Raw genomic sequence first — 25,231 nt, 5'->3', positions numbered from 1 at the left:
GTCGGACACGCCGAGCAGGCGGGCAGCGGGCACGCGCGCTGGCGGCCACAGGGCACCAGGCCAGCGGCCCGTGCCCGAGGCCCGCGGCTGGATCCGGGGCAGGGGCCGGCGGTGCGGTTCCTGCTCGGCGCCAGGCCCGCCGGAGCAGGTCTGTGCTCAGGGCTCCAGCGGCGCCGACAGCTCGAGGTTGATGCCATCGGGGTCCTGCACGGACAGGATCGTCACCCCGAACGCCGGCAGGTCCCTCACCTGGCCGTGCTCGACGCCGGCTGCTGCCAGTCGCTGTGCTGCGGCCTCGAGCTCGTCGCGTGAGCCGACGGTGAGTGCGAGGTGGTCCAGGCCCACGCGGTCGGGGTCGAAGCTGTCCTCAGCCGGTGCGACCGGCCGCAGCCCCAGCACCTGCCTGCCCACCGTGAAGCTGCAGCCGCCGTAGACCCTGTCGGGGTCCTCGCGCACGGAGGGGTCGCCCCACAGGTGGGTGAAGTCCGTGCGGAGCGCGCTGGCGCCCAGCAGCCAGCTGTAGAAGGCCTTCGACCTGTGGGCGTTGGTGACGGTCAACCGCACGTGGCCGATTGCGGACGGCCGGGCCACCGCAGCCTCGGCATCGTCAGTACTGGCCCCTTCGCCAGCGGCCGTGGTCTGCAGCTCGCCCATCCCCGCAGCCTGGCTGCCCGTGGGCGAACCGCAACCGGGCACCCGCCCGCGAGTCGGTTCAGGCAAGAGGTCGACGATGAGGACAGCCCGACCGGAACGGGCAAGAGACAACTGCCACGCCTGGTGCGTCCTCGGTCAGGGTGCCCGGCGCTTCGACCCGCCCGGTGCGGGGATCCCATCTGCGACGGATGGCGGCCTTGAGCGCCAGCGCGCCGTGAGGTGCTCCGAGGCGGGCGGTCAGCGGTCCTCCAGCGAGACGTCGACGCAGCACGGAGCCTCCAAGAGACGACGCCCCAGGTGCCCGACCACTCGAGGGAACGGCGGTGACAGCGCGGCGCCCGCGCTGCGAACATGACCCCCACCCATATGATCAAACGGCGACGAGGCGGGTTCGATGTTCAAGAAGGTGCCTCGGTATCTCGTGGGGCGCCCGCCCGCGGCCCTCTCCGACGAGCAAGGACCCACAGCAGACATCGCCGCACAGATCGCCCTCTGTTGGGAGGATCTGGAAGCGCAACTGACCCGTTGGCGGATGACGATGGCCAATGTCGTCTCCGTTGACGTGCGAACCACCGCCTTCCCCGCCGCCAGGGCCCAGGCAGACGCTCTGGGTCGGCGCCTGCGGGACGCCGGAGCGAGGACCACGATGCACACCACTGAGGTGCAGCACCTCAACGGGTCGGGAGCGACGGTCGAGGTGGAGGTGCAGATTCTGGGTGAGCAGCTGCGCCGAGGACAGGTGGCACCGGCACCTCAGCGATTCCCGGCAGTGCCGGAACACCTGCGTGCCGCGGTGTTCACCGAACTTGAAGCCTTGAGGCGAGGGGAGCGACCCGACCAGCACCACACGGTGGTGGCGGTCTACGACGGCCCGGTGCTGATCGAGCAACCTGATGACATCTGGGAACACCCGTGGTCTGAGGTGACCACCACCGACGAGGGAGGGTGGGAGGTCGCGGTGCCGCTGTGGACGACGATAGGTAGCCCCAGTGAGCTGACGGCCATCGTAGACGTCGATCCTGAGGGCAGGGCCACCCTGGCGGATATCCTCTGGTGATCGGTCTCGACCTACGTCACCCCGTCCGTATCGGTGTAGGTGGTTGTCACCGCGAGGATCGCCGCCGAGTACGAGGCGCCCGGATAGCGATCCCTTCTGCGACGGACGGCGGCCTCGAGCGCCAGCGCATCGCGAGGAGGCCCGAGACGGGCGGTCAGCGGTGGACGAGTGACCCGCGCGCGGCGAGCCGACATGATCAACCGATGGGCCACGACGCCGACCAGACACCGGCCGTCGCTGTCGGCGTGGTCCTCATGGATGCCGCGGCCCCCACCCAGCCGTGGCAGGACGTCCCCGGTGCCGCACGCCGCGCCGAGGACGCCGGCCTGGACTCCCTGTGGGTCGGCGACCACCTCGCCCTCGACCGAGCCCCGCTGCTGGACGCGCCCATGACCCTGGCCGCCACCGCAGCCGCCACCTCCCGCATCGAGGTGGGCACCTCGGTCGGCGCAGGGCGCACAGGCGCTCTCCTCCGGCAGGTCTGCTGGCCGCAGCACCGCTGGTCTACTCGGTGACGACGAGGTTCGAGCTGCTCGCCACGACCTGGATGAGCGACGCTGCCGCGGGTGTGACGTGCTCCGTCACGGGAACGAGGAGCACGACGTGGTGCTCGGCGCCCGGGACGGCGCTCGCCGTTCCGAGCGCGGGTCCGTCAGCCCACGCGGAACACCGGCCACCCGATCTCGGTGCGCCACGCGGCGGGATCTCTGGAGTCGCGCGGCCCGACGAGGTAGACCTCCCGCACCGGACCGGCCACCGCCATCGCGTTCTGCACCACCCACGTGCCGAGCTCCCCGTAGGTGACCTCGACGCCGTCGTGCTCCCCGACGTGCGTCGCCACCGCCAGCTCCGCAGCGGGCAGGGTCACGGCGTGCACCCTGCCCGTGCGAGGGGGCTCGGTTGTCGGCAGGTACACCAGCACGCGTCCGCGGCCGCGCTCGAACAGGGCGTTGTCGTAGCTGCCCCCGGGCGGGCCGCTGGCCGCGTCGCCGACGCACGCCTCCAGCTCCGCCATCGCACCGGCGTACCAGGCCCCGACCTCACCGTGGTCGACGACTGCCTCCACCGCGGCGACGGTGCGAGCCGGCTCCGCCCGCAGCTGCACCGAGATCGGCGCGGGGTCCGGCTGCAGCAGTCGTCGCAGCGACACCACCGCGGCCCTGGTGCGGTCGAGCTGGGCCTCCAGGCGCCGCAGGTGCTCGGCCACCAACGAGGCGCGCACGCCCGGGTCCGGCGTCCGCACGATCCGCTGCACCTCCCCCAGCGGGACGTCGAGCTCCCGCAGCCGGTGGATGACCTGCGCCGTCGGGATCTGCTCGACCGCGTAGTAGCGGTACCCGGTGCTCTCGTCCACCACGGCCGGGTCCAGGAGACCGCCCTCGTGGTAGCGGCGCAGCGTCCTCACGCTCAGCTGGGTCATCCGCGAGAACTCCCCGATGGTCAGCACCGGACCAGCCTGGACCCTCCCCCGGGGAGAGGGTCCAGCGCTTGACCCTCCCGCGCCGTGACGGCGCACGGTCGGTCCATGACGCACACCAGCGACCCGCACACCGACCAGCTGCCCGCCGCCATCAGCGGCTTCCTCGCCGCCAGCGTCGTCCACGACGCCGACGCGGCCGAGGCCTTCCTCGCGGACGACGTCGTCGTCGTCGACAAGGGCGAACCCTTCCGCGGACTGCAGGAGGTCCACGCCTTCGTGCGCGACGCCGGCGCCGAGTTCGACTACACGACCGAGCAGGTCGGGGCCCATCGAGTGGATGACGAGCACTGGGTGGTGGTGCTGCGCCTCGAGGGCAGCTTCCCCGGAGGCGTCGCCGAGCTCGACTACCGCTTCACGCTGCGCGACGCCCGCGTCAGCGAGCTCGTCATCGCGAACCACGGCGCCTGAGGGGCGAGCAGCCAGCGCTGGACCGCGATCGCCTCGACGGTCGCCGTGCACGGGTCACTGATCCCCGCCGCCGCCAGGCGGTCCTGACCTCGGGTGCACGGCGCCGCGAGCTCGATCCGCCGCTGCGAGAGATCGCCCGCCTGCTCCCGACCCCGACGACACCGACCACCTGCACGGCTGGCACGACGCGCTGCGTGCCCGGCCACCTCTGGCGGCTGTTCGAGCGGGGGTCGCCGACGGTCGGCACCTGCCGGTGCGAGCTCCAGTGAGCGCCAGGACCTCACCAGGGGTGGGGCCTACCGCGGACCTCACCGCTGCCGTCCGCACGGACGTCCTCACCGCCCCGTGCAGGGCTCCAGTGCCGCCTCATCGCGACGGTCCCAGCAAGCGCTCGCCTCAGACCGTGAAGCGGCCGGTGAGCTCCTGCAGCCTGCTGGCCGAGGCGGCCAGCGACTGCGCAGTGGTGGCGGTGTGACCGGCGCCCTCGCGGTTGGTGTCGGTGCCGCGGGCGATGTCGGAGACGTTCTGGCTGATCTGCGCGGACCCGGAGGAGATCTCGGTGACGTTGCGGACCATCTCCGCGGTGGTCGCGGACTGCTCCTCGACGGCGGCCGCGATGGTGGCCTGGACCTCGTCGATGCGCGCGATGACCTCACCGATCTGCGTGACTGCTGAGGCAGCTGCCGAGGCGTCGCCCTGGGTGGCCGCCACCTTGCCGACGATCTCCTCGGTGGCCCGCGCGGTCTGCTGGGCCAGCTCCTTGACCTCCCCGGCCACCACGGCGAAGCCCTTGCCGGCCTCGCCGGCGCGGGCGGCCTCGATGGTGGCGTTCAGCGCGAGGAGGTTGGTCTGCTCGGCGATGGAGGTGATGAGCTTGACGACGTCGCCGATCTCGCGGGAGGAGGTCCCGAGCCTGTCGATGGCGGTGCCGGCTGCGCCGGCGGCTGAGACGGCGGAGGTGGCCATCGCCGAGGCGTCGGCGGTGGCGGAGGCGATCTGGGCGATGGCGGCGGTCATCTCCTCCCCGGCGGCGGCCACGGTGGAGATGCTCACGGTGACCTCCTCGGAGGCAGCAGCGACCACCTGGGTCTGGGTGGCGGCCTCCTCAGCGCTGGCGGAGATCTGGGTGGCGACTGAGGACAGCGACGAGGAGGCCGATGCGAGGGTCCGGGTCTCCTCGGCGATGCCGCGCATGGCGGTGGCCAAGGACTCCACGGAGGCGTCGACCACGGCGCCCAGCTGGCCGACCTCGTCCTTGGTGCTCAGACCGACGCGGCGGTCCAGCCGACCAGCAGCCACCTCGGTCATGACCTCGACGACCTTCGACAGAGGGCGGGTGACCGAGCGGGAGACCACGACACCCACCACCACCGCCAGCACCACAGCCGCGACCGTGCATCCGATCAGGAGGAGCAGCGCAGCGCGGTAGGCCGCCTCACCGCTGGCGACCATCGCTGCAGCCTCGGCGTGCTCGGCCTTGACGATCTCGTCCAGAGCTGCCGCTGCTGTCGCCGCTGCCGGTGTCGCTGTCGTGGCGCGCAGGGCCACGAAGCCGGTCAGGTCGTTGGCCTTGGCCAGGGGGATCAACTGGGTGGCGGCAGCGCGCCACTGCGCCAGCGCCGCGGTGTAGGCCTGCTGCTGGGCGGGGGTGGAGGCTGGTGCACTGGCCTGGTACTCAGCCCACTGCTGGTCCAGGGCCTGCTGGTCGGCGTCCAGGGCTGCCAGAGCCTTGTCGGTGCCAGCTGCATCGGGGGTCAGTGCGGCGTTGGCCAGGTCGAAGCGGGCCTGGGTGAACGCGGTCTTGGTCTTTTCTGCGGCATCCACCGAGGCCAGGCCGCTGCCGGCGAGGGTGCGCAGGTTCGCCTGCGCCTGTCCTAGGCGCAGGATGCCGATCCCGGAGGTGAGCACCAGGAGCAGGCAGATCACGGTGAAGCCCAGGGTGAGCTTGCGGGAGATCTTCAGGTCAGCCAGACGGTGGATCACGACGTCCTCCATGGACACGTACCGACGGAACTGATGTGGCGTATCGGGTCGTGGGCGACTGACCTTGAGGTCGTCCCCTCAACGGAGCAGAACAGGCGGTGAGGCACCCATGCCACCCCGTTGACGGCACGAGCCGAGACCGCAGGCGTTCCGGCCCCGCCGGACGTGCGGAGCGGCCTCGGGAGCTCACCGCCTTCGCGCTGCGCCTGCTGGCCGAGCGCAGCGCCGCGCGCGTGCGCCGCAGCGCCGCCCCGGGCCTGCCGGCGCTGCGAGCCGCCCTGCTCGACATGCTCCCGCTGGACGCGCAGTCCCTGACGACCAACCGCATCTGGGTCTCCTCCTGGGACGCGGCCCTGGCCGACGCCGGGCACGCCGCCGACCACGCCGCGCGCTACCAGACGAGCCGCGACACGATCCACCGGCTCCTGGAAGCCACCCTCGACGACGACGCAGGCGCCGGCCGCGACGTGCGCGCGCAGGCGGAGGTGCTGCACGCCGCCGTGCTGGGCCTGGCCGTGCAGGCCGTGCTCGACCCCGCCGGCCACCCCGAGCAGCGGCAGGTGCAGCTGCTCGAGGAGCTGCTGGCCCGCGTGGCCCGAGACGTCACGACACCCGGGTGAGCGATCGCGCGACGGCTGGACCGCAGACCAGGATGGAACGGTGCCGACGGGAGTGGACCTCGACGAGCTCGTCAGGCTGCGGAGCGCGCGCGACCTGGTGGACCGCGACTTCGCGGAGCCGCTGGACGTGACGACCCTGGCGCGGCACGCGCTCATGTCCCCCGCGCACTTCAGCCGGCGGTTCCGGGCCGCCTACGGCGAGACCCCGCACCGCTACCTCATGACGCGCCGCATCGAGCGGGCGATGGCGCTGCTGCGCGCGGGGAGCAGCGTCACCGACGCCTGCATGGCGGTCGGGTGCAGCTCCCTGGGCTCCTTCAGCTCCAGCTTCCGGGCACTGGTGGGCGAGCCGCCGAGCGCCTACCGCGCCCGGCGGCACGAGGACCTCGCGGGGCTGCCGGGCTGCCTGGTGCGGCTCGTGGCCAGACCGCGGGCCACCCAGGGAGCACCCTCGCGCGCCAGCGGTGCCGCCGAGGTCGCGCGGAGCTGAGCAGGATGCGAGAAGCGGGCCGTGCCGACCGTTCCTAGGTTCCTCGGCATGACGATCGCTCTCGCCTCCACCCACGTCACCGTGCACGACGTCGACGCCGCCCTGGGCTTCTACCGCGACGCGCTGGGCCTGGTGGTCCTGAACGACGTCTCCGGAGGCGGCGGCCGCTGGGTCATCCTCGGAGCGGCGACGCAGCCCGGCGTGACGGTGGTGCTGTCCACGCCCCGCTCCGGCCGCTCCCCCGAGGACGGCGACGCCCTCCAGGAGCTGCTCGCCAAGGGGTCCCTGCCGATGATCGGCTTCAGCACGGACGACGTCGACGGTCTCTTCACCACCGTCGCGGCCGCGGGCGCCGAGGTGCTCCAGGAGCCGGCGGACCAGCCGTGGGGACCGCGGGACTGCGCGTTCCGCGACCCGTCGGGCACCACGGTCCGGATCACCGCGCGCTCTGCACCCACGCGCTGAGGAACTGCTCGGCCGGCAGCCCTCGCACGACCTCTCCTCCCGACGCCTGCGCATCGCACAGGCATCGCACGGACATCGCACTGGCCTGGTGCAGGGAGCCTGGCCTCCGAGCAGCCGTTGACGAGCGGCATGCCAGCGACACCAGTCATTGACCGTGTGGTCAACACGAGCTACTGTTGACCGCGTGGTCAATGAAAACGGCCTCTACGGTCTTTCCCCCGCGCGCACCGCCCTCCCGCTCGCCAACACCCTGGTCACGGCGTACCTCCTGGTGGTCGTGTGCACGCTGCTCGCCCTGGGAGCGCTCACCGTCGCCGCACCGTCGCAGGCGAACGACGACGCCTGGGGCCACGCCCTCGTCGTCGCGGTCTTCGCCGTCCTGCTCCCGCTGCGCCTGCGCCGAGCTCGCCAGGGACGACGAGGCGCGGTCCGGGCCGTCGGCCTGATCGCCGCGGTGCTGCTGGTCGTCAACGTCGTCGAGGCGCTGCTGCCCGGGTTCGTCCCGACGTGGATGCAGGTGCAGATGGTCCTCGTCGCCGTCCTCATGGCCGGCATCGTCGGCGACGTGGTCCGGTGGGCCGTCACCCACCACGACTGATGCCGCGGACCCGCGTGTGGTGTGGTGGCGCGGTGAGCGCCCCCTCCCCCACGCCCGCTCAGCGCCCGGTCCGCCAGCGGCTCAGCGCCGCGCAGCGGCGCGAGGCCCTCGTGGACGCCACGATCGCGGTGGTCGCCCGCGAGGGATACCAGCGCGCCTCCCTCACCGAGATCGCCCGGGCGGCGGGGGTCTCCAAGGGACTGCTGTGGCACTACTACACCGACGGCGAGGAGCTCATGGCCCACGCAGCACGGGTGGCGCTGGTGCGGGTCCGCGACGCCGTCGCCGCCGGGCTGGACCTGCACGCCCCGGTCCCGACCGTGATCAGGGACGCGATCCACCGGGCGGCAGCGCTGCTGCGCACCCACGCGGACGAGATGGCGGCGATCCACGCCATCGCCACCGGTCTGCGCGCCCCTGACGGCACCCTGGCCCTCGGCGCCCAGGAGTACGAGCAGACGCACGCCCTGCAGGAGGAGCTGTTCCGCCGGGGCCAGCGCGAAGGCAGCCTGCGCACCACCGACCCCCGCCTGACCGCCGTGATGTACCAGGGCGCCCTCGACGCGATGGTCGCCCACCTGCGAGCCCACCCCGAGGTCGACCCGGCCGCGTGCGCGGACGCCGTGGCCGACCTCGTGCTCGACGGCATCACGGCCCAGCGCGCCGTCGACGGCCAGGGGTCGCCCGCTGGCGGGTGAGCACGAGGACGTCGCCGTGCACCCTCCCGTCGCTGTGACCGCTGGACAGCGAGTCGACGACGCGACCCCACCCGGACCGACGACTGGAGCAGCCGTGAACCGTCCCACGCCCCCCGTGAGCGCACCTGACCCGCGGGTCAGCGAGGTCTCCGTCCCCGGCGGAGGCGGCCCCTACCAGCTCACCACCGACGGCCAGCACCGCGTGTGGGCCACCCTCATCCACGCAGGCCGCCTGGCACGCCTGTCACCGGACGGCTCCTGGGACACCTGGGACCTCGGCAGCCCCCACGCACGTCCCACGGACATCACCGTCACTCCCGAGGGGACGGCCTGGGCGACCTGCTCAGGCACCGGGACCCTGGTCGGCGTCCGAGGTGGCCAGCGCGTCCCCGACGTCAGGACCGCCTCGCCGGACGCGGGTCTGTGCGGCCTGGCCGCCACCACCGACGGAGCGCTGTGGGCCACCCAGATGCAGGCCGACACGATCACCCGCCACCACCCGGAGGAAGGCACCCGCCACGTCCAGCTGCCTGCGGGTGCAGGCGCCCCAGCGATGATCACCGCCACCGATGACGACGCCGTCTGGTTCACCCTGAACCGCACCAGCGCCGTGGGCCACCTCGACGCCGAAGGGCGGATCGAGATCCTCACGCTGCCCACCCCGGGCGCCGGCCCGGTCGGCATCACCGCCGCCGACGACGGGAGCATCTGGGTCGCCGAGCTGCTCGCCGGCCGGCTGGCCCACATCACCTCCAGCGGGTCCGTCACCGAGATCGAGCTGCCCGACCCCAGCTGCCGGCCCCACGCCGTGGCCATCGGGCCGGACGGATCGTGCTGGTTCACGCAGTGGGCCAGCGCCAGGGTCGGGCGCCTGCACCCCGACGGCACCCTCCAGGAGGTCTCCTTGCGGGCCGGCTCCGAACCGCACGGCATCACCGTCACGGCCAGCGGCAGCGCCTGGACCGCCCTCGAAGACGGCCATCTCGCCCACGTCGTCCTCTGAGGGCCGGGCACCCTCGGGCCCCCTGCGGCACCACGATCCGGATCACCGCGCGCTCTGCGCCCACCCGTCGAGGAGCCGCGGGCTCGTCGTCGTCACCACCAGCCGACCTGCGTGCCGAGGATGCGCAGCAGCGCCACCACCCCGAGCACCACGATCGCCGCGCGCAGCGCCGTCGGCGGCAGCCGGCGGCCGTAGCGGGCGCCGATGGCACCCCCCACCAGCGACGACGCCGCGATGAGCGCCACCACGAGCCAGTCGATGGTCTGGTAGCCGAACAGCACGTAGAAGGCCGCCGAGACGACGTTGACCACGAGCGTGAGCACGTTCTTCAGGCCGTTGACGCGCTGGAGGGTCTCGTCGAGCAAGCTGCCGAGCACCGCCACGAGCATCACGCCCTGGGCCGCGGTGAAGTAGCCGCCGTAGACACCGATGAGGAAGGTCGCGAGCACCGTCGTCCCGACCAGCCACCGGGAGGCGCGCACCTGGGGCGGCGAGCCGGCGCCGACGACGGCGCCCCCGTCGGCCGGGCCGCCGGCGAGCGCGGCCACCCGGGCCTCGTTGCGCCGCCGCAGCCGCGCCTGGAGCCGCGGCTGCAGCACCACCAGCACGAGCGCCACCACGATGAGGACCGGCACCACCGTCTCGAAGGACGACTCCGGCAGCCGCAGCAGCATGACGGCGCCCAGCGCGCCGCCCACCACCGACGCCGGCAGGAGCATCGCCAGGCGCCGCCCCTGTCCGCGCAGCTCGCGCCGGTAGCCCCACGCGCCGGAGACGCCACCGGCCACCAGGCCGATGCCGTTGCTGACGGTGGCCACCAGCGGGGAGTACCCCAGCGCCACCAGCACCGGGAACGTCACGAGGGTGCCGGAGCCGACGACGGCGTTGATCGTCCCCGCCCACAGCCCCGCCAGCAGGACCAGGCAGATCTCGAGCCACGTCACGTCCGGCGACACTACGTGGCACCCGCGGTGGTGGGGTGTCGGTGCCCGGCCCCACACTGTGGCGCGTGGTGGGGGACCCGGCTGGCAGCGCTGCTGCCGTGCGGAACGCACTGTCGCCCGAGCGCGCCTGGGCCTTGCTCGAAGCGCTCCCGAACGGCTTCGCCCTGCTCGACGCGCAGTGGCGCTTCACCTGGGTGAACGCCGCCTCGGCGCGGCTGGCCGGGTCCACGCGCGAGGCGATGGTCGGGTCCGTCGTGTGGGACGTGCTGCCCCAGTCGCGGGGGTCGGCCATCGCGGCCGCGTGGCGCACGGCGGTGGCCGAGCAGCGCGAGACCGTGGTGGAGGTGCAGGCCTCGGTGGACCCGCCGCGGTGGCTGGAGGTGCGGGCCTGGCCCGACGGGGACGGCCTGGCCACGAGCACCACCGACGTCACCGCGCGCCACCTCGACCGTGAAGCCGCCGAGCGCAGCGCGCGCCGCAACAGCCTGCTCACGCGCTCCGGTGCGGAGCTGGGGGGCGCGGTGGGCGTGCGGGAGGCCAGCGAGCGCCTGGCGCACCTCGTGGTGCCGGCGCTGGCGGACTGGTGCCTGGTCAGCGAGGTGGACGGGGACGACCAGCTCATCAGGGGCATGGTCCGCACCGCGGGCTGGTGGCACCGCGACTCCCGCCGTCTGCCGCTGGTGGCCCGGCTGGCGCTGGAGACCGCCCACGTGGCCGCCAGCGCCGACCACGGCCCGGGCGCCGACGCCCTGGCGGCGGCGCGGTCGGTCTTCCAGCCGCTGCTGCAGGGGCGGCCGGTGGTGCTGGCCCGGGAGGCCGCGGCGCTCATGGGGGCCGCCGTCGAAGACCCCGGGGCGCGCGCGGCCATGGCGCAGCTGGACCCGTCGTCCCTGGTCATCGTGCCGCTGCGCGGACGCTACGGGCTGGTGGGGCTGCTCTCCTGCTACACCGACCAGGGCCGCGCGGCGCCCGACGCCGAGGACGTCGCGCTCATCACCGACCTGGCCCGCCGCGGCGGGCTCGCCGTGGAGTCGGCGAGGCTGCGCGACGAGCAGCAGCGGCTCGGGGAGGCGCTGCAGCGCTCCCTGCTCACCGCTCCCCCGGTGCTGCCGGGCTGCGAGGTGGCGGTGCGGTACGTGCCCGCCGCCCACAGCGCCCACGTCGGCGGCGACTGGTACGACGCGTTCGCGCAGCCCTCCGGGCCCGTCCTCGTCATCGGTGACGTGGTGGGCCACGACAGCCGCGCGGCCGCCGACATGGGCCAGGTCCGGGGCATCCTGCGGGGGCTCGGCGTGGCCGGCGACACCCCGCCCGCCGACCTGCTGGCGACGGTCGACTCGGCCATGGCGCGGCTCGGTGTGGAGACCACCGCCACGGCGCTGGTGGCGCGCCTGGAGCGGGAGCAGGCGCACCTGGCGCTGGGCGGTGCGCTCCTGCGCTGGTGCAGCGCCGGGCACCTGCCGCCGCTGGCGGTGGAGCCCGGCGGCCCCGCCCGGGTGCTGCCCGGCAGGTCCGGGCTGCTGCTGGGCATGGAGCAGCTCACCGGCGGGTCGGTGCGCACCGACCAGGTGGCCGACCTGGCCCCCGGCGCCACCGTGCTGATCTGCACCGACGGGCTGGTGGAGCGCCGGGGCACACCTCTCGACACGGGGCTCGAGCAGCTGCGCGCCGCGCTGGAGACCTTCCGCGACCTGCCGCTGCAGCAGCTGTGCGACGCCGTGGTGCGCCGGCTCCTGCCGGCCCACCCCGAGGACGACGTCGCGCTGCTGGCCGTCCGGCTGCGCCCCGCCTGACCGGGCTGCTCAGGACGGCGGCAGCGTGAGCACCTGCGCGCCGCCGGGCGTGATGAGCACCGTGTGCTCGGAGTGCGCGGTGCGGCAGCCGGTGGCGCTGCGCAGCGTCCAGCCGTCGTCGTCGGTGACCAGCTCAGCGGTGTCGGCCATGACCCACGGCTCCAGCGCCAGCAGCAGCCCCGGCCGCAGCCGGTAGCCCCGGCCGGGCTCGCCGTGGTTGGCCACGTGCGGGTCCTGGTGCATGGTCGACCCCACGCCGTGTCCGCCGAAGTCGAGGTTCACCGGGTACCCCGCGGCGGTGAGCACGGTGCCGATGGCGTGCGAGACGTCCCCGACCCGCGCACCGGGCCGCGCGGCCTCCACGGCCGCCGCGAGCGCGCGCTGGGTGGCGTCGATCAGGGCTGCGTCCTCGGCGGTGGGTCGCTCCCCCACCACGAAGCTGATGGCGGCGTCGGCCACCACGCCGCGCAGCGAGAGGGCGAGGTCGAGGGAGACCAGGTCGCCGTCGGCGAGCGCGCGGTCGTGCGGGAGCCCGTGCAGCACGGCGTCGTTGACGGAGGTGCACAGGTGGTGGCCGAAGGGGCCGCGGCCGAAGGAGGGGGCGTAGTCGACGTAGCAGGAGACCGCCCCGGCCTCGCGCTGCATCTCGCGGGTCCAGGCGTCGAGCTCGAGCAGGTTGGTGCCGGCGCGGGTGCGGCTGCGCAGCTCGGCGAGGATCTGGCCCACCAGCGCTCCCGCGGCGCGCGCGTGCGGCACCTGGGTGGCGTCCATGACCTCGATCACCGGTTCGTCCCCGCGCTCATGGATGGGATACTAATACCGGTATAGGATTCGCTCATGGTCCGGGTGCCCCTCACCGCTGACGAGCTCGAGCGCGGCCAGCGCCTCGGCGCCCTCCTGCGAGAGGCCCGTGGCGACCGGACCGTCCTCACCACCGCCCTCGACGCCGGCATCTCCCCCGAGACGCTGCGCAAGATCGAGTCCGGCCGGGTCGCCACTCCCGCCTTCCCCACCGTCGCCGCCGTCGCGGGGGTCCTCGGCCTGTCGTTGGACGCGCTGTGGGCCCAGCTGTGCGACCACGCCGCCGCCATCCCCACCGCTCAGGACGACGACGGCGAGCGCCTCGTCTCCTGACTCTCCCCACCACGATCAAGCACCACCGCGCCACCTCCCCGAACGCCGCGGCGCCCGTCGCGTCCCTGCGCAGCTGGCGGGGTTCCGGTCCGGACGTGCCCCCGGCAGGGGACGGTCGCTCGGCGTCCGACAGGACCCAGCCGAGGGAACGCACCTGCGGGCTGGCCGAGCTCGGACCGCCACCCGCGAACCGCTGACCTGGCCATCGGGCGCTCAGCCATCACGGGGAAGTGACGCGCAGCCGCTTGATCGTCACGAGGGAGTGGGGCGCGGGGGTGCTTGATCGTCACGGAGGGGTGGGGGGCTCAGGGAGCGCTGGAGCCGCGGTCGGCCTCCTGCGCCACCACCGCGTCGGCGTCCTTGAGCCGGTGCAGTCCGCTGACGGCCCGCGAGGTGCGCGGGTTCGCGGCGAGCACCTCCTCGTGGCGGGCGGTGAACGCCCAGTACCCGCCGGTGAAGGGGCAGGCGTCCTCTCCGAGGCGCTTCTTGGGGTCGTACGGGCACCGCCCGCAGTAGTCGGACATCTTGTCGATGTAGGCCCCGCCCGACCAGTACGGCTTGGTGGCCATGACCCCGCCGTCGGCGTGCTGGCTCATCCCCACCACGTTGGCGGCCATCACCCACGCGTAGCCGTCCACGAACCGGGTGTGGAACCAGTCGGTCAGCTCCTGGGGGTTCCACCCGCGGGACAGCGCGTACCCGCCCAGCACCATGAGGCGCGGGATGTGGTGCGCCCAGCCCTCCTCGCGCACCGTGCCGAGCACGTCGGACAGGCACGCCGCGCGCACCTCGCCCTGCGCGTCCAGGTCGGCGAACCACTCCGGCAGCGGCTCGGTGGCCCCGAGCTCGTTGCGCTGGCCGTAGTCCTCGCCGAGGTGCCAGTAGAGGTGCCACACGTACTCGCGCCACCCCACCACCTGCCGCACGAAGCCCTCCGTGCTGGCCAGGCGCGTGCCGTGCTCGCGGTGCTGGGCCTCCGCGCGCTGCGCCACCTCCACGGGATGGACCAGGCCCAGGTTGAGCGGCACGGACAGGAAGGAGTGCGCCATCCACCGGTCGTCGGCGAGCATCGCGTCTTCGTAGGTCCCGAACGCCTCCAGCCGGTGCTGGAGGAAGTCGCGCAGCACGTGCAGCGCCTCCCGGCGCGTCACCGCGAAGCGGCGCGGGCCGTCCTCTCCCACGAACCGCACGCCCTCGTCGCGCGCCATCCGGTCGAGGTCCTCGCGGACCTGCGCGTCGATGTCGTCCTCGCTCGGCCACCACGGCTCCGGCACCCCGGCGACCTCGCGCAGCGTGCCGTCGCGAGGGGCCGGCTCGCGGTTCTCGTGGTCGTAGTTCCACGTCCCGCCCAGCGGCTCGCCGTCGCCCTCGAGGAGCAGGTGGTGGTGCTTGCGGACCTCGCGGTAGAAGTCCTCCATGAGCAGGCGCTTCTGGCCCGGCTCCCCGCGCCGCCCGGCCCAGTGGGCGAACTCGTCCTGCGTGACGGCCCACCCGCGGGCGGGCAGCACCCGCAGCGGCAGCAGGTCCGAGCTGCCGCTGCTCTCGACGTCGTCGTCGTGCCGGCCGGACAGGGACCGCACGAAGCGGCGGGCGGCGTAGGAGGTGGGGTCGCTCACCGAGAGGCCGGCGGCGCGCTCGTCGTCGGTGAGCTGCTCGGCGGCCAGCGCGAGGCCCTCGCGGTAGGTGGCCGCGCGCACGTGGACGGCCTGCTCCCCCAGCTCGGCAGCGCGGTGGCGCATCGCGGACAGCACGAGGTGGGCCTTGCGGCGGTGCACCGTCCGGCGCGCGAACACCCGCGTCGACTCCACCAGCACGGCGCGCTGGTGGGGGTCGTCGAGGAAGTGCGGGCCCAGCTGGTCGGCGAAGAGCCAGCGGACGGTCTGGGGCGCGCGATCGTCCGGCACGGGCCCAGCCGATCAGAGGAAGAGCAGCACCGCCAGCCCGAACGCCCAGCAGGCGACGACGACGCCCAGCAGGCCCAGGAACGCCGCCGCGCCGACCAGGCCCGCGGCGAGGGCCCCGGAGGCGACGGCGGGCACCGCGCCCCCGCTGGCGGCGACGGCGCGGCCGGTGCGCAGACCGGTGACGAGGAGCACGAGGCTCACCAGCGGGTTCACGGTGCGAGACCTCCGGTCGAGGTGAAGGCGTGGGACGCGAGGCCGAGGATCGCGAGGGCGTAGACGACGAAGAAGAGGAAGTACAGGACGTACAGCGACGCGTAGGCGATGCCCAGGCCGAGCCCCCACGTGGCCATCCCGTAGCCGCCCTCGCCGGTGCGCGTGATCTCCCGGCGGGCGAGGCCCCGAAGACGATGGGCGCGACGGGGACCCACAGCAGCGCCACCGCGAGGATCGCCTTGGTGTTGGTGGGGCGGACGTGCGCCCACGGCGGCGCCCCCGGGGCCGACCACCCCCCGGGGACCCCGGGGGCGGGTGCGTACCCGTACCCGTACCCGGGGACGTCCGGCGGTGGCGGCTGCTGGGGACCGGCGGTCACCGCGGGCCGCTGGGGGCGGCGGGCGGCTCAGGCGCGGCCGGCGGCTGAGCGGCCGGGGCTGCGGGCTGGGGTGCGGCCGGCGCCTGGCGGGTGGCCTGGGGCGCGGCGGCGCCGCGCGTCTCCGGGGTGCTGCGCTCGGCCTCGCGGGTGGCGCCCTCGGCCTCCTCGCGGGCGGCGCGCAGCGCCACCGACGGGTCCTCCAGCTGGGTGTCGGCGAAGGCGTCGTCGACACCGCTGTCCGCACCGGCCGCCGGCCGCTCCCGCCGCGGGCGGACCTGGGCGGCCCAGCCGGCGTCGGGGGCGCCGTCGCGGCCCCCGAGCGCCGAGCCGATGCCGCGCAGCGCCTCGGTGAGCTCGGCGGGGATGACCCAGGTGGTGTTGCCCTGGCCCTCGGCGAGCTTGGGCAGCGTCTGCAGGTACATGTAGGCGAGCAGGCCCGGGTCGGGCTCGCCGCGGTGGATGGCGTCGAAGACCTGCTGGATGGCGCGGGCCTCGCCCTGCGCCTTGAGGATCGCGGCCTGGGCGGCGCCCTCGGCCCGCAGCACCGCGGACTGCTTCTCGCCCTCGGCGGTGAGGATCTGGCTCTGCTTGGAGCCCTCGGCGGTGAGGATGGCCGCGCGGCGGTTCCGCTCGGCGCGCATCTGCTGCTCCATGGAGTCCTGCACGGACGCCGGCGGGTCGATCGCCTTGAGCTCGACGCGGTTGACGCGGATGCCCCAGCGGCCGGTGGCCTCGTCGAGCACGCCGCGCAGCTGGCCGTTGATCTGGTCGCGGCTGGTGAGGGTCTGCTCGAGGTCGAGCGAGCCGATGACGTTGCGCAGGGTGGTGACGGTCAGCTGCTCGATGCCCTGGATGTAGTTGGCGATCTCGTAGACCGCCGCCCGCGGGTCCGTGGGCTGGAAGTAGATGACGGTGTCGATGTTCACCACGAGGTTGTCGGAGGTGATCACCGGCTGCGGCGGGAAGGTCACCACCTGCTCGCGCAGGTCGACTCGGGCGCGGACCCTGTCGACGAAGGGCACCAGCACGTGCAGGCCCGCCTCGAGCGTGCGCGAGTAGCGGCCGAGGCGCTCGATGATGAGCGAGGACGCCTGCGGCACGATCCGCACCGCCCGCACCACCGTGATGACCACGAAGATCAGCAGCAGGACCAGGACGACGGTCAGCAGGAAGCCTGTGGGGTCCACGGGTCAGCCCTCCGGTTGGCGCGGAGCCGCCGGCGAGGCGCCGGCGGCGGGGTCGCTGGGTGCGACGGGCGGGGCGGCCACCACGGCGGTGGCGCCGTCGATGGCGGTGACGTGCACGGTCGCGCCGACGGCGAAGACGGCGGAAGGATCCGCGGAGCGGGCCGACCACTCCTCACCGGCGAGCTTCACGCGGCCGCCGAGCTCGCTGACCTCGGCGACCACGCGGGCGGGCCGCCCGACGTTGGCGGCGGTGCCGGTGGCGGTGAAGCGCCCCTCCACCTTGAAGCGCTTGACGAGCAGCGGCCGCACCACGGCCAGGCCCACGAGGGAGACGACGCTGGCGGTGATGGCCTGCACGGTGAAGTCACCGCCCAGCAGGGCCGCCAGCGACCCGGCCAGAGCCCCCACCACGAGGGTCCCGAAGACCAGGTTGAGGACGAAGACCTCGAGCCCGGCCAGCACGAAGGCCCCGATCACCCACCACAGCGCGGCCATGCACCGACCTTAGGCCGCGGCACCGACAGGCGGCGAGGGCCTGTCACCCGTGAGGCGCCTGTGACGCGGGTGACGATCACCCGTTCGCGGGTCAGCCGATGGCGCGGGCCGTGAACCGCTGGCCGACGCGCTCCACGGCCAGCGGCAGGCCGAACGCCGTGGACAGCGGGCCGTCGCGCAGCACCTCGCCCACCGGACCGGCCGCGACCACCTTCCCGGCGCGCAGGAGCAGCGCGTGGGTGGTGCCCACGGGCACCTCCTCGACGTGGTGGGTGACCAGCACGCTCGTGGGCGCCGTGGGGTCAGCGGCGAAGCGCGCCAGCCGCCGCAGCAGGTCCTCGCGGGCGCCCAGGTCCAGCCCGGCGGCGGGCTCGTCGAGCAGCAGCAGCTCGGGGTCGGTCATGAGCGCGCGGGCGATGAGCACGCGGCCGCGCTCGCCGCTGGACAGGGTGCCGAAGCGGCGCTCGCGCAGGCCGTGAACGCCCATCACGGACAGCAGCGCGGAGGCGCGGGCGTGGTCGGCGGCGTCGTACTGCTCGCGCCAGCGGCCGACCATCCCGTAGGCGGCGGTGACCACCACGTCACGCACCCGCTCCTGCCGCGAGACCTGCTCGGACAGGCTGCCGCTGGCCAGTCCGATGCGGGGCCGCAGCTCGAAGACGTCCACCCGGCCCAGCTGCTCGCCCAGCACGCGGACCGTGCCGCGGGTGGGGTGCATGCGGGTCGCCGCGATCTGCAGCAGCGTGGTCTTGCCGGCGCCGTTGGGGCCCAGCACCACCCAGCGCTCCCCCTCGCCGATGCGCCAGTCGACCCCCGAGACGAGCTCCGAGCCTCCCCGGACCACCGTCACCTGCTCCATCGCGAGGACCTCCACCACGGCGCCGACCCTAGTCGGCGCCTACGGTGTCTCGGTGCTGCACCTCCCTCGCTCGGCGCGCCTGGCTGCCTGGGGCAGCGCGCTGCTCTCCGGACGGACCGACCCCGCCACCGCGGTCCGGGCGGTCGTCGGCTCCGACGAGCCCCACGGCGTCACCGGCGGTGAGCCGCTGCCGGGCTGGCAGGACACCGGGCCGGCCGGCTCGCCCGGCGCTCCGGGGGACCCGGGCGGGGCCCCCCTGGCGCAGCTGTTCGCCGGGCTCGCCTCCGCCGGAGCCCGCTGCCTGCGGGTGGCGCTGCCGGCCCCCGGGGACCCGGCCGGGCTGCCCGGCCCCGCGGAGTTCAGCGCCGAGGCCGTCGAGGCCGGTGAGGCGGTGCTCGTCGACGGTGAGCTGCTGCTCCTCGACGGCGTCGGCCGCCTCGGCCTGGTGCCGCACGTCTCGTGGTTCGGCTCCGCGTGGGAGCCAGGGGCCGAGGTCACCTGGCGGGTCTTCCCCACGTGGTCGCCGAAGGCGCCCGACGGCACCACCCTCGCCGACGCCGACAGGTCGCTGCGCACCGGGCTCACCGAGGCCACGCGCGTGCTGGCCGGCCTCGACGTGGCCCGCTGGCGGGACGACGCCGCCGACAGGATCACCGCTGTCCGGGACGGCGCGCTGGCCACCAGCGAGCTCCCGCCGGGCTGCCCGGACCGCGCCGTGCGGGTGGTGGCCTCCGCGGCGCGGGTGCGGGCCATCGTGGAGCTGGCCAGCGAGGACGACGGCGCCGCCGTCTCCAGCAGCGAGGCCCTCGAGCGGGCGCGGTCGCTGCGCGAGGTGGACGGCGTGGCCCGCCGGGCGCTGGCCGTGGCGGTCAACGCCGCGGCCGCCGAGCTGGCCGGCACCGCACCCCAGCGCTGACGGCGGGGGTCAGCCCGCGAGCGCGGCGCGGTAGACGGCGAGCGTGCGCTCGCCGATGGCCTCCCACCCGAACTCCGCCACGGCGCGGCGGCGCCCGGCCTCGCCGCGGCGGTGCGCCTCGGCGGGGTCGGAGGTGGCGGCGGTGAGCGCGGCGGCGAGGTCGGCCTCGTACCGCGCGGGGTCGATGGGCCGGCCGGTGCCGTCCTGCACCTGGTCGATGGGCACGAGCCAGCCGGTCTCGCCGTCGGCGACGACCTCGGGGATGCCGCCGGTGGCGCTGGCCACCACGGCCGCGCCGCACGCCATCGCCTCGAGGTTGACGATGCCGAGCGGCTCGTACACCGACGGGCAGACGAACACCGTGGCGGCCGACAGCAGCCGGATGACGTCGGTGCGCGGCAGCATCCTGTCGATGAGGACGACGCCGGAGCGGGTGGCCTTGAGGTCTGCCACGAGCCCGGCCACCTCGGCGGCGATCTCCGGGGTGTCGGGTGCGCCGGCGGCGAGCACCAGCTGCACCTCGGGCGGCAGCTGGGCGGCGGCGCGCAGCAGGTGCGGCAGGCCCTTCTGCCGCGTGGTCCGGCCGACGAAGACGACGCTCGGCTGGTCGGGGTCCACCCCGAGGGCGCGGACGGCGTCACGGGCCTGCGTGGAGTCGTCGCGGCTCCACGCCTCGGCGTCGATGCCGTTGTGCACCACGTGCACGCGCGCGGGGTCGAGGGAGGGGTAGCAGCGCAGGATGTCGGCGCGCATGCCGGCGGAGACGGCGATGACGGCGGCGGCGCCCTCGTAGGCGGTCTTCTCCGCCCAGCTGGACAGGGCGTACCCGCCGCCGAGCTGCTCGGCCTTCCACGGGCGCAGCGGCTCCAGGGAGTGGGCGGTGACGACGTGCGGCACGCCGGCCAGCAGGCCGGAGACGTGGCCGGCGAGGTTGGCGTACCAGGTGTGGGAGTGGACGAGGTCGGTCGAGCCGACGGCACCGGCGTCGGCGGTCACGGTCGCGGCCATCGACAGGTCCACGCCCAGCACCCGCAGGGCGGCGTTGGCGCCGGACAGCTCCGCGAGCTCGGGGTGGCTCGTCGTCCCCGGCTCGTCGCGCTCGCCGTCGGCCAGGCCCCAGGCCCGCACGCGCACGTCGAGCGCGGCGCCGCCGGGCCCGTCGGGGTGCAGCTGGCGGAGCACCCGCACCAGCTCGGCGACGTGCACCCCCGCTCCGCCGTAGATGTCCGGCGGGTACTCACGGGTGAGGACGTCGACGCGCATGGGCGGGAACCTAGACCCTGGGCGCCCCCGGACGCGCGCTCCGGCCGGTCCTTCCAAGACCCGACGCGCGGTCGGGGCGGCCCACGTGTGCGCCACGTGACCAGCGCACTAGGGTCTGCGCCATGGCAACGAAGGTGCTGGCCATCGTCCTGGCCGGCGGCGAGGGGAAGCGGCTCATGCCGCTGACCGCAGACCGCGCGAAGCCGGCGGTCCCGTTCGGCGGGACGTACCGGCTGGTGGACTTCGCCCTGTCCAACCTCGTGAACTCGCGCTACCTCAAGTCGGTGGTGCTGACGCAGTACAAGAGCCACAGCCTCGACCGCCACATCACCATGACGTGGCGCATGTCGACGATGCTCGGCAACTACGTGACGCCGGTCCCCGCGCAGCAGCGCCGGGGCCCCCACTGGTACCTGGGCAGCGCTGACGCGATCTACCAGAACCTCAACCTCATCAACGACGAGCGGCCCGACATCATCGTCGTGGTCGGGGCGGACAACATCTACCGGATGGACTTCTCGGCCATGGTCGAGAGCCACATCTCCTCCGGGGCGGCCGCCACCGTCGCCGCGATCCGCCAGCCGATCGCCCTGGCCGACCAGTTCGGCGTCATCGACGTGGACCCCACCGACCGCCGCAAGATCCGCGCGTTCCTGGAGAAGCCGAAGGACCCGCAGGGCCTGCCGGACTCCCCCGGCGAGGTGCTGGCCTCGATGGGCAACTACGTCTTCGACGCGAAGGCGCTCACCGAGGCCGTCACGAAGGACGCGGTGCTGGAGGGCTCCCGCCACGACATGGGCGGCGACATCGTCCCGTGGTTCGTGGACCAGGGCCGCGCGGGCGTCTACGACTTCATCGACAACGACGTGCCCGGCTCGACCCCGCGTGACAAGGACTACTGGCGCGACGTGGGGACGCTGGACAGCTACTACGAGGCCCACATGGACCTCATCTCGGTGCACCCGGTGTTCAACCTCTACAACTACGAGTGGCCGATCTACAGCCAGCAGCCGCCGCTGCCGCCGGCCAAGTTCGTGCACGGCTGGCAGGGCCGCATCGGGCACGCCATCAACTCGGTGGTGGGTCCCGGCTCGGTGGTCTCCGGTGCGCTCGTGGAGGACTCCGTGCTGGCCGCCGGCGTCAACGTCCACTCGTGGGCGTCGGTCGACAGGTCGGTGCTCATGGACGGCGTCAAGGTCGGCCGCCACGCGGTGGTCCGCCGGGCCATCCTCGACAAGAACGTCGAGGTGCCCGAGGGCTCCACGGTCGGCGTGGACCCCGAGCGCGACCGCGCCCGCGGCTTCACGGTCACGGAGTCGGGCATCACCATCGTCGGCAAGCACCAGACGGTGGAGCCCTGACCTCCCCCTCCCCCGTGATCATGGACCTCCCGAGCGCCTTCCGCCCGTGATCACAGTCGACAGGAACGCCCCCGGCTGGGACGCCGACCCTCGCGTCGCGTCCTGGCCGGGCCTGCCGCCGCTCGGGGGTGACGCGACCGCTGACGCCTGCGTGGTCGGGCTCGGGGGCTCGGGCCTGGCCGCGGTGGAGGAGCTCGCCGCGCGCGGCCTGACCGTCGTCGGCGTCGACGCCGGGCGCGTCGCCGCGGGAGCCGCCGGCCGCAACGGCGGCCTGCTGCTCGGCGGCACCGCGCCGTCCTTCCACGACGCCGTCCGCGACTGGGGCGCCGAGCCCGCGGCGTGGCTGTACCGCCAGACCCTCGCCGAGCTCGACCACCTCGCGGAGGTTCTACCCGGCGCCGTGGTCCGCCGCGCTGGCTCGCTGCGACTGGCCGGTGGGGTGGGTGTCGACGACGACGAGCGCGCCCGTGAGCTCGCCGACTGCGCCGCGCAGGCCGCGGCCCTGCGCGAGCACGGCATCGCGGTCGAGGAGGTCTCCGGCGCCGCCGGCGAGGGGCTGTTCCTGCCTGACGACGCGCAGGCCAACCCGGTGGTCCGCCACCTGGGCGTGCTCGCGCACGTGCGGCGCGCGCACGGCGAGCAGCGCATCCGCCTGCACGAGGGCACCCGCGTGCGGCGCGTCAGCCCCGGCCGCGTGGAGACCGACCGCGGCGCGGTGAGCGCGGGCGTGGTGCTGGTCGCCGTGGACGGCAGGCTCGACGTCCTGCTCCCCCAGCTGGGCGGACGGGCGCCGAGCGTGCGCACCGCGCGGCTGCAGATGCTCGCGACCGCCCCCCTGGACGACGACGCCGCGCGCGTCCGCGAGCGCGTGCCCTGCGGCGTGTACGAGCGGTGGGGCTACGACTACGCCCAGGTCGACGACGGGGCTCCCGGCCGGCAGGGCCCGCGGCTGCTCGTCGGGGGCGGGCGCGACGTCGACCGGGACGCTGAGTGGACCACCTCCACCGACCCGACGCCGCCGGTGCAGGCGCACGTGGAGCGCGTCGCGGAGCGGCTGCTCGGGCGCCCGCTGCGCCCCGACGAGGTCGCCCACCGCTGGGGCGCCTCCGTCGGCTACACCGCGCCGGAGGCGCAGGGCCGAGCGCTGTGCGGGCTCGTCGACGACGGTCCCGACGGCCAGGTGGCAGCGGTCGGTGGGTACTGCGGCACGGGCAACCTCGTGGGCGCTGTCGCGGCGCGGGCCGCCGTGCGGCTCCTGCTCGACGGCGAGCAGCCGCCCTCCTGCTTCCTGACTCCCCTCCGTGATCATGGGAACTAGGCCACCTCGGCGCCGCGGCAGCGCGGGACCGACGCCTCCGCGCCCGCCCGACGTCGTCCTGCCGGACCTCGACCTGGCCGACCGCTCCGTGCTGCTGTCGGGGCGGTGGGACTGCGCCCTGGTCGACGGCGCGGAGCTGGCCCAGGCGCGGCTCGAGGGGCTGGCGGTGCTGGAGAGCTCCGTGGAGGACGCCGTGCTCGACGGAGCGCTGCTCGCGGGGATGCGGATCGCCGGGAGCCGGTGGGGGCGCGTCTCCGCAGTGGGCGCGGACGCGAGCCGCACGCACTGGGCCGACACCGAGGTGGCGGACGCGCGGCTCTCGGCGCTGCGACTGCCGACCGCGCGGCTCGACCGGGTGGTGCTGCGGCGCTGCCGGCTCGACGGAGCGGTGCTGCGGGACGCGCAGCTCACCGACGTGGTGCTCGACGGCTGCGACCTGCGCGGCGCGGACCTCACCGGCGCCCAGCTGCGGCGGGTGGCGTTCGCCGGCAGCGACCTCACCGACGCCGACCTGGCGGGAGCGCGCTGCGAGGACGTCGACCTGCGCGGCGCCACCCTGACCGACCTGCGCGGCGCCGACGGGCTGCGCGGGTGCGCCGTCGACGCGGTGCAGCTGGTGGACCTGGCGCCCGCCCTCGCAGCCCACCTGGGCCTGCGCGTCCTCTGACGCCCCCCGCGACGATCAAGGAAGACGCACCCGCACCGCGGGTGCAACGTCCTTGATCGTCGGGGGGAGGGGGGAGGAGGTCAGGGGGTGAGGGCGCCGGAGAGCAGCCGCTCCGCCGCCTCGCGGCTGCCCGCCAGCGCCAGCCGGCCGCTGTCCAGCTCCTCGACCAGCGCCGTGCGCCGCCACAGCAGGAGCAGCAGCGAGGGCGCCGGCCCGCTGACCTCCGCCACCGGCTCGGCGCCTCCACCGAGCACCCAGCGACCCGACGGGCTCTCCAGCGCCAGCGCGCCCGGCAGGGCCGGGGTGCGCCCGAGCCGCACCTGCCGCGGGAGCATGACGCCGGCGACCTCCGCCACGCCGTCCGCGGCGACGTCCTCCTCCAGCCACGTCGCCGGGTCGAGCGCAGCGCCCAGGCCGGCAGCCGCGAGCGCCGACTCGGCGTCCCAGCGGTGCAGCGCGGTCTCGTGCACCTGGCGCCGCGCCCAGAAGGCGGCGGTCGCCGGCGCCTCCACGGCCGCGAACGTCCAGCACGGCGCTGCGGGCGACACCGAGGCCAGCGCGGCCACGAGCGCCGCCGCGCCCTCGGCGAACCAGGCCGGCACGGCGTCGTCGTCCTGGGGCCCGGAGGGCTCCTCCCCCGGAGAGCCGTCCGGGGCCGTGCCCAGCGCCGCGCGCGCCCACCGGTGCACCCCGCCGGTGTGCCGGGCGAGGTCGGCCACCGTCCACCCCGGGCAGCCGGGGACGACGACGGCGAGCGCCTCCGGCCGCAGGGCCGCGGCGAGCCGCCCGGCCTCCCTCTCGACCAGGTCCGCGGCGCGCGTCATGTCCACGCGCGGACGCTAGCGGCCCCGGGAGCCGCGCGGCAGGCCGCCGCGTGCCAGCCGGCGTGAAGATCCTGACACGCTCGTCGTGACGCAGCGTTGACTCGCGGGCGATCGACCCGCTACGGTCCTGCCCAGGTCATGAGCGCCAGCGCCAAGCCCCGGCTCGCTGGCCGGCAACCCTGCTCGTCATGGGGTGCTCCGGGTGAAGACCAGGTCCGTGCTCACCGGCACGGGCAAGGACGACTCCGAGGAGACGACGTGCTGATGCACGCCCTGACCAGCGACTCCTGTCGCTGGCGACGCGCCTGACCGCAGCCCGCTGACCCGCCGGCGACCCCGGCACCAGCACCTGCACCGCTGCACCGGCGGCCCCTCCCGGGACCCGGCAGCGGTCCCTGCACCGCGCGTCGCACCCCCTCCGCCGCCCTCGCGGCACACCCGCACCACCCGCTTGCCGTCACTGTGCGTGACCGCCAGCGGGCGATGCCCCCTGCCCCGGACCACCCCCACCCACCTTG

The 25,231-nt window shown here is 74.7% G+C and carries 28 protein-coding genes and 1 riboswitch; of the genes, 15 read left to right on the top strand and 13 right to left on the bottom strand.

Annotated features, from left to right (window positions below):
* Positions 1 to 156: 156 nt before the first annotated feature.
* The gene (locus H7K62_RS10865; RefSeq protein ID WP_218974915.1) at positions 157 to 564 is read right to left on the bottom strand and encodes a VOC family protein; all 408 of its coding nucleotides are present in this window, start codon (positions 562 to 564) and stop codon (positions 157 to 159) included.
* Between the two features lie 484 nt (positions 565 to 1,048).
* Here H7K62_RS10865 and H7K62_RS10860 point away from each other — a divergent pair, with 484 nt between their 5' ends.
* Both H7K62_RS10860 and H7K62_RS10855 read left to right on the top strand, forming a co-directional pair.
* Positions 1,049 to 1,711, top strand: a complete 663-nt coding sequence (locus tag H7K62_RS10860; RefSeq protein WP_186717919.1) for a RidA family protein — start codon at positions 1,049 to 1,051, stop codon at positions 1,709 to 1,711.
* Between the two features lie 203 nt (positions 1,712 to 1,914).
* Positions 1,915 to 2,226: an LLM class flavin-dependent oxidoreductase gene (locus H7K62_RS10855; protein ID WP_222437371.1), complete on the top strand. Its 312-nt coding sequence runs from the start codon at positions 1,915 to 1,917 to the stop codon at positions 2,224 to 2,226.
* A gap of 137 nt (positions 2,227 to 2,363) precedes the next feature.
* Here the strand turns inward: H7K62_RS10855 and H7K62_RS10850 are convergent, their stop codons facing one another.
* The gene (locus H7K62_RS10850; protein ID WP_186717918.1) at positions 2,364 to 3,158 is read right to left on the bottom strand and encodes a MerR family transcriptional regulator; all 795 of its coding nucleotides are present in this window, start codon (positions 3,156 to 3,158) and stop codon (positions 2,364 to 2,366) included.
* 78 nt (positions 3,159 to 3,236) lie between these two features.
* On the opposite strand from H7K62_RS10850, the gene H7K62_RS10845 reads away from it, so the two are divergent.
* On the top strand, positions 3,237 to 3,599 hold the full coding sequence (locus tag H7K62_RS10845; protein WP_186717917.1) for a nuclear transport factor 2 family protein: 363 nt from the start codon (positions 3,237 to 3,239) through the stop codon (positions 3,597 to 3,599).
* Positions 3,600 to 3,995: 396 nt separating this feature from the next.
* Here the strand turns inward: H7K62_RS10845 and H7K62_RS10840 are convergent, their stop codons facing one another.
* A complete protein-coding gene (locus H7K62_RS10840) occupies positions 3,996 to 5,582 on the bottom strand; it encodes a methyl-accepting chemotaxis protein (RefSeq protein WP_370591709.1) in 1,587 nt (528 codons plus the stop codon).
* A gap of 98 nt (positions 5,583 to 5,680) precedes the next feature.
* Here H7K62_RS10840 and H7K62_RS10835 point away from each other — a divergent pair, with 98 nt between their 5' ends.
* The 6 genes from H7K62_RS10835 to H7K62_RS10810 all read left to right on the top strand — a co-directional run bounded on the left by H7K62_RS10835 (position 5,681) and on the right by H7K62_RS10810 (position 9,456).
* Positions 5,681 to 6,202, top strand: coding sequence for a TetR family transcriptional regulator C-terminal domain-containing protein (locus H7K62_RS10835; protein ID WP_186717916.1), 522 nt, complete (start codon positions 5,681 to 5,683; stop codon positions 6,200 to 6,202).
* A 40-nt stretch (positions 6,203 to 6,242) separates the two neighbouring features.
* Positions 6,243 to 6,692: a helix-turn-helix transcriptional regulator gene (locus H7K62_RS10830; protein ID WP_370591708.1), complete on the top strand. Its 450-nt coding sequence runs from the start codon at positions 6,243 to 6,245 to the stop codon at positions 6,690 to 6,692.
* Between the two features lie 48 nt (positions 6,693 to 6,740).
* Positions 6,741 to 7,157: a VOC family protein gene (locus tag H7K62_RS10825; protein WP_186717915.1), complete on the top strand. Its 417-nt coding sequence runs from the start codon at positions 6,741 to 6,743 to the stop codon at positions 7,155 to 7,157.
* Positions 7,158 to 7,341: 184 nt separating this feature from the next.
* Positions 7,342 to 7,755 carry a hypothetical protein gene (locus tag H7K62_RS10820; protein WP_186717914.1) on the top strand — a complete coding sequence of 138 codons (414 nt, stop codon included), beginning with the start codon at positions 7,342 to 7,344 and terminating at the stop codon, positions 7,753 to 7,755.
* Between the two features lie 32 nt (positions 7,756 to 7,787).
* Positions 7,788 to 8,453, top strand: coding sequence for a TetR/AcrR family transcriptional regulator (locus tag H7K62_RS10815; protein ID WP_186717913.1), 666 nt, complete (start codon positions 7,788 to 7,790; stop codon positions 8,451 to 8,453).
* Positions 8,454 to 8,568: 115 nt separating this feature from the next.
* Positions 8,569 to 9,456, top strand: a complete 888-nt coding sequence (locus H7K62_RS10810; RefSeq protein WP_186717912.1) for a Vgb family protein — start codon at positions 8,569 to 8,571, stop codon at positions 9,454 to 9,456.
* 92 nt (positions 9,457 to 9,548) lie between these two features.
* Here H7K62_RS10810 and H7K62_RS10805 read toward each other — a convergent pair whose 3' ends face one another.
* Positions 9,549 to 10,400, bottom strand: a complete 852-nt coding sequence (locus H7K62_RS10805; RefSeq protein ID WP_186717911.1) for a sulfite exporter TauE/SafE family protein — start codon at positions 10,398 to 10,400, stop codon at positions 9,549 to 9,551.
* Positions 10,401 to 10,498: 98 nt separating this feature from the next.
* Here H7K62_RS10805 and H7K62_RS10800 point away from each other — a divergent pair, with 98 nt between their 5' ends.
* Complete coding sequence (locus H7K62_RS10800) at positions 10,499 to 12,193, top strand: SpoIIE family protein phosphatase (protein ID WP_186717910.1); 1,695 nt, start codon at positions 10,499 to 10,501, stop codon at positions 12,191 to 12,193.
* Positions 12,194 to 12,202: 9 nt separating this feature from the next.
* Here H7K62_RS10800 and map read toward each other — a convergent pair whose 3' ends face one another.
* Positions 12,203 to 12,964, bottom strand: a complete 762-nt coding sequence (gene map, locus H7K62_RS10795) for a type I methionyl aminopeptidase (RefSeq protein ID WP_222437370.1) — start codon at positions 12,962 to 12,964, stop codon at positions 12,203 to 12,205.
* Between the two features lie 66 nt (positions 12,965 to 13,030).
* Between map and H7K62_RS10790 the strand changes: the two genes are divergently transcribed.
* On the top strand, positions 13,031 to 13,327 hold the full coding sequence (locus H7K62_RS10790) for a helix-turn-helix domain-containing protein (RefSeq protein WP_186717908.1): 297 nt from the start codon (positions 13,031 to 13,033) through the stop codon (positions 13,325 to 13,327).
* A gap of 305 nt (positions 13,328 to 13,632) precedes the next feature.
* On the opposite strand, the gene H7K62_RS10785 is transcribed toward H7K62_RS10790, so the two are convergent.
* The 6 genes from H7K62_RS10785 to H7K62_RS10760 form a co-directional block, all read right to left on the bottom strand.
* Positions 13,633 to 15,231, bottom strand: coding sequence for a cryptochrome/photolyase family protein (locus H7K62_RS10785; RefSeq protein ID WP_186717907.1), 1,599 nt, complete (start codon positions 15,229 to 15,231; stop codon positions 13,633 to 13,635).
* Between the two features lie 12 nt (positions 15,232 to 15,243).
* Entirely contained in the window at positions 15,244 to 15,432 is a 189-nt protein-coding gene (locus H7K62_RS10780) for a hypothetical protein (protein WP_186717906.1), read from the bottom strand.
* Positions 15,433 to 15,440: 8 nt separating this feature from the next.
* Positions 15,441 to 15,581: a hypothetical protein gene (locus H7K62_RS10775; RefSeq protein ID WP_186717905.1), complete on the bottom strand. Its 141-nt coding sequence runs from the start codon at positions 15,579 to 15,581 to the stop codon at positions 15,441 to 15,443.
* Between the two features lie 238 nt (positions 15,582 to 15,819).
* Positions 15,820 to 17,010, bottom strand: coding sequence for an SPFH domain-containing protein (locus H7K62_RS10770; RefSeq protein WP_186717904.1), 1,191 nt, complete (start codon positions 17,008 to 17,010; stop codon positions 15,820 to 15,822).
* Between the two features lie 3 nt (positions 17,011 to 17,013).
* A complete protein-coding gene (locus H7K62_RS10765) occupies positions 17,014 to 17,505 on the bottom strand; it encodes an NfeD family protein (protein ID WP_186717903.1) in 492 nt (163 codons plus the stop codon).
* Positions 17,506 to 17,596: 91 nt separating this feature from the next.
* Positions 17,597 to 18,382, bottom strand: coding sequence for an ABC transporter ATP-binding protein (locus H7K62_RS10760; RefSeq protein WP_186717902.1), 786 nt, complete (start codon positions 18,380 to 18,382; stop codon positions 17,597 to 17,599).
* 34 nt (positions 18,383 to 18,416) lie between these two features.
* Here H7K62_RS10760 and H7K62_RS10755 point away from each other — a divergent pair, with 34 nt between their 5' ends.
* Entirely contained in the window at positions 18,417 to 19,280 is an 864-nt protein-coding gene (locus H7K62_RS10755) for a hypothetical protein (RefSeq protein WP_222437369.1), read from the top strand.
* A 9-nt stretch (positions 19,281 to 19,289) separates the two neighbouring features.
* Here H7K62_RS10755 and glgA read toward each other — a convergent pair whose 3' ends face one another.
* Positions 19,290 to 20,543 carry a glycogen synthase gene (gene glgA / locus H7K62_RS10750; protein ID WP_186717901.1) on the bottom strand — a complete coding sequence of 418 codons (1,254 nt, stop codon included), beginning with the start codon at positions 20,541 to 20,543 and terminating at the stop codon, positions 19,290 to 19,292.
* A gap of 17 nt (positions 20,544 to 20,560) precedes the next feature.
* Between glgA and glgC the strand changes: the two genes are divergently transcribed.
* The 3 genes from glgC to H7K62_RS10735 are packed head-to-tail and all read left to right on the top strand — an operon-like array spanning position 20,561 to position 23,889.
* Complete coding sequence (glgC, locus tag H7K62_RS10745; protein ID WP_255480100.1) at positions 20,561 to 21,904, top strand: glucose-1-phosphate adenylyltransferase; 1,344 nt, start codon at positions 20,561 to 20,563, stop codon at positions 21,902 to 21,904.
* A 46-nt stretch (positions 21,905 to 21,950) separates the two neighbouring features.
* A complete protein-coding gene (locus H7K62_RS10740; protein WP_186717899.1) occupies positions 21,951 to 23,222 on the top strand; it encodes an NAD(P)/FAD-dependent oxidoreductase in 1,272 nt (423 codons plus the stop codon).
* The gene (locus H7K62_RS10735) at positions 23,212 to 23,889 is read left to right on the top strand and encodes a pentapeptide repeat-containing protein (protein WP_186717898.1); all 678 of its coding nucleotides are present in this window, start codon (positions 23,212 to 23,214) and stop codon (positions 23,887 to 23,889) included. The genes H7K62_RS10740 and H7K62_RS10735 overlap by 11 nt, the downstream gene beginning before the upstream one ends.
* Positions 23,890 to 23,969: 80 nt before the next feature.
* Here H7K62_RS10735 and H7K62_RS10730 read toward each other — a convergent pair whose 3' ends face one another.
* The gene (locus tag H7K62_RS10730; protein WP_255480099.1) at positions 23,970 to 24,713 is read right to left on the bottom strand and encodes a maleylpyruvate isomerase family mycothiol-dependent enzyme; all 744 of its coding nucleotides are present in this window, start codon (positions 24,711 to 24,713) and stop codon (positions 23,970 to 23,972) included.
* A gap of 134 nt (positions 24,714 to 24,847) precedes the next feature.
* Positions 24,848 to 24,959: riboswitch (SAM riboswitch) on the top strand.
* Positions 24,960 to 25,231: the final 272 nt, after the last annotated feature.

The sequence above is a fragment of the Quadrisphaera sp. RL12-1S genome (assembly GCF_014270065.1).
Lineage (GTDB): Bacteria > Actinomycetota > Actinomycetes > Actinomycetales > Quadrisphaeraceae > Quadrisphaera.
Note: the sequence above shows the minus strand (reverse complement) of the source record. Positions and strands in the feature narration are given on the sequence as shown.

Bases quoted from the DNA above. Each gene is read 5' to 3' on its own strand.
- H7K62_RS10860 (WP_186717919.1), top strand. From the start codon at position 1,049: ATGTTCAAGAAGGTGCCTCGGTATCTCGTGGGGCGCCCGCCCGCGGCC.
- H7K62_RS10855 (WP_222437371.1), top strand. From the start codon at position 1,915: ATGGGCCACGACGCCGACCAGACACCGGCCGTCGCTGTCGGCGTGGTC.
- H7K62_RS10845 (WP_186717917.1), top strand. From the start codon at position 3,237: ATGACGCACACCAGCGACCCGCACACCGACCAGCTGCCCGCCGCCATC.
- H7K62_RS10825 (WP_186717915.1), top strand. From the start codon at position 6,741: ATGACGATCGCTCTCGCCTCCACCCACGTCACCGTGCACGACGTCGAC.
- map (WP_222437370.1), bottom strand. From the start codon at position 12,964: ATGGACGCCACCCAGGTGCCGCACGCGCGCGCCGCGGGAGCGCTGGTG.
- H7K62_RS10790 (WP_186717908.1), top strand. From the start codon at position 13,031: ATGGTCCGGGTGCCCCTCACCGCTGACGAGCTCGAGCGCGGCCAGCGC.
- H7K62_RS10775 (WP_186717905.1), bottom strand. From the start codon at position 15,581: ATGGCCACGTGGGGGCTCGGCCTGGGCATCGCCTACGCGTCGCTGTAC.
- H7K62_RS10765 (WP_186717903.1), bottom strand. From the start codon at position 17,505: ATGGCCGCGCTGTGGTGGGTGATCGGGGCCTTCGTGCTGGCCGGGCTC.
- glgA (WP_186717901.1), bottom strand. From the start codon at position 20,543: ATGCGCGTCGACGTCCTCACCCGTGAGTACCCGCCGGACATCTACGGC.
- H7K62_RS10735 (WP_186717898.1), top strand. From the start codon at position 23,212: ATGGGAACTAGGCCACCTCGGCGCCGCGGCAGCGCGGGACCGACGCCT.
- H7K62_RS10730 (WP_255480099.1), bottom strand. From the start codon at position 24,713: ATGACGCGCGCCGCGGACCTGGTCGAGAGGGAGGCCGGGCGGCTCGCC.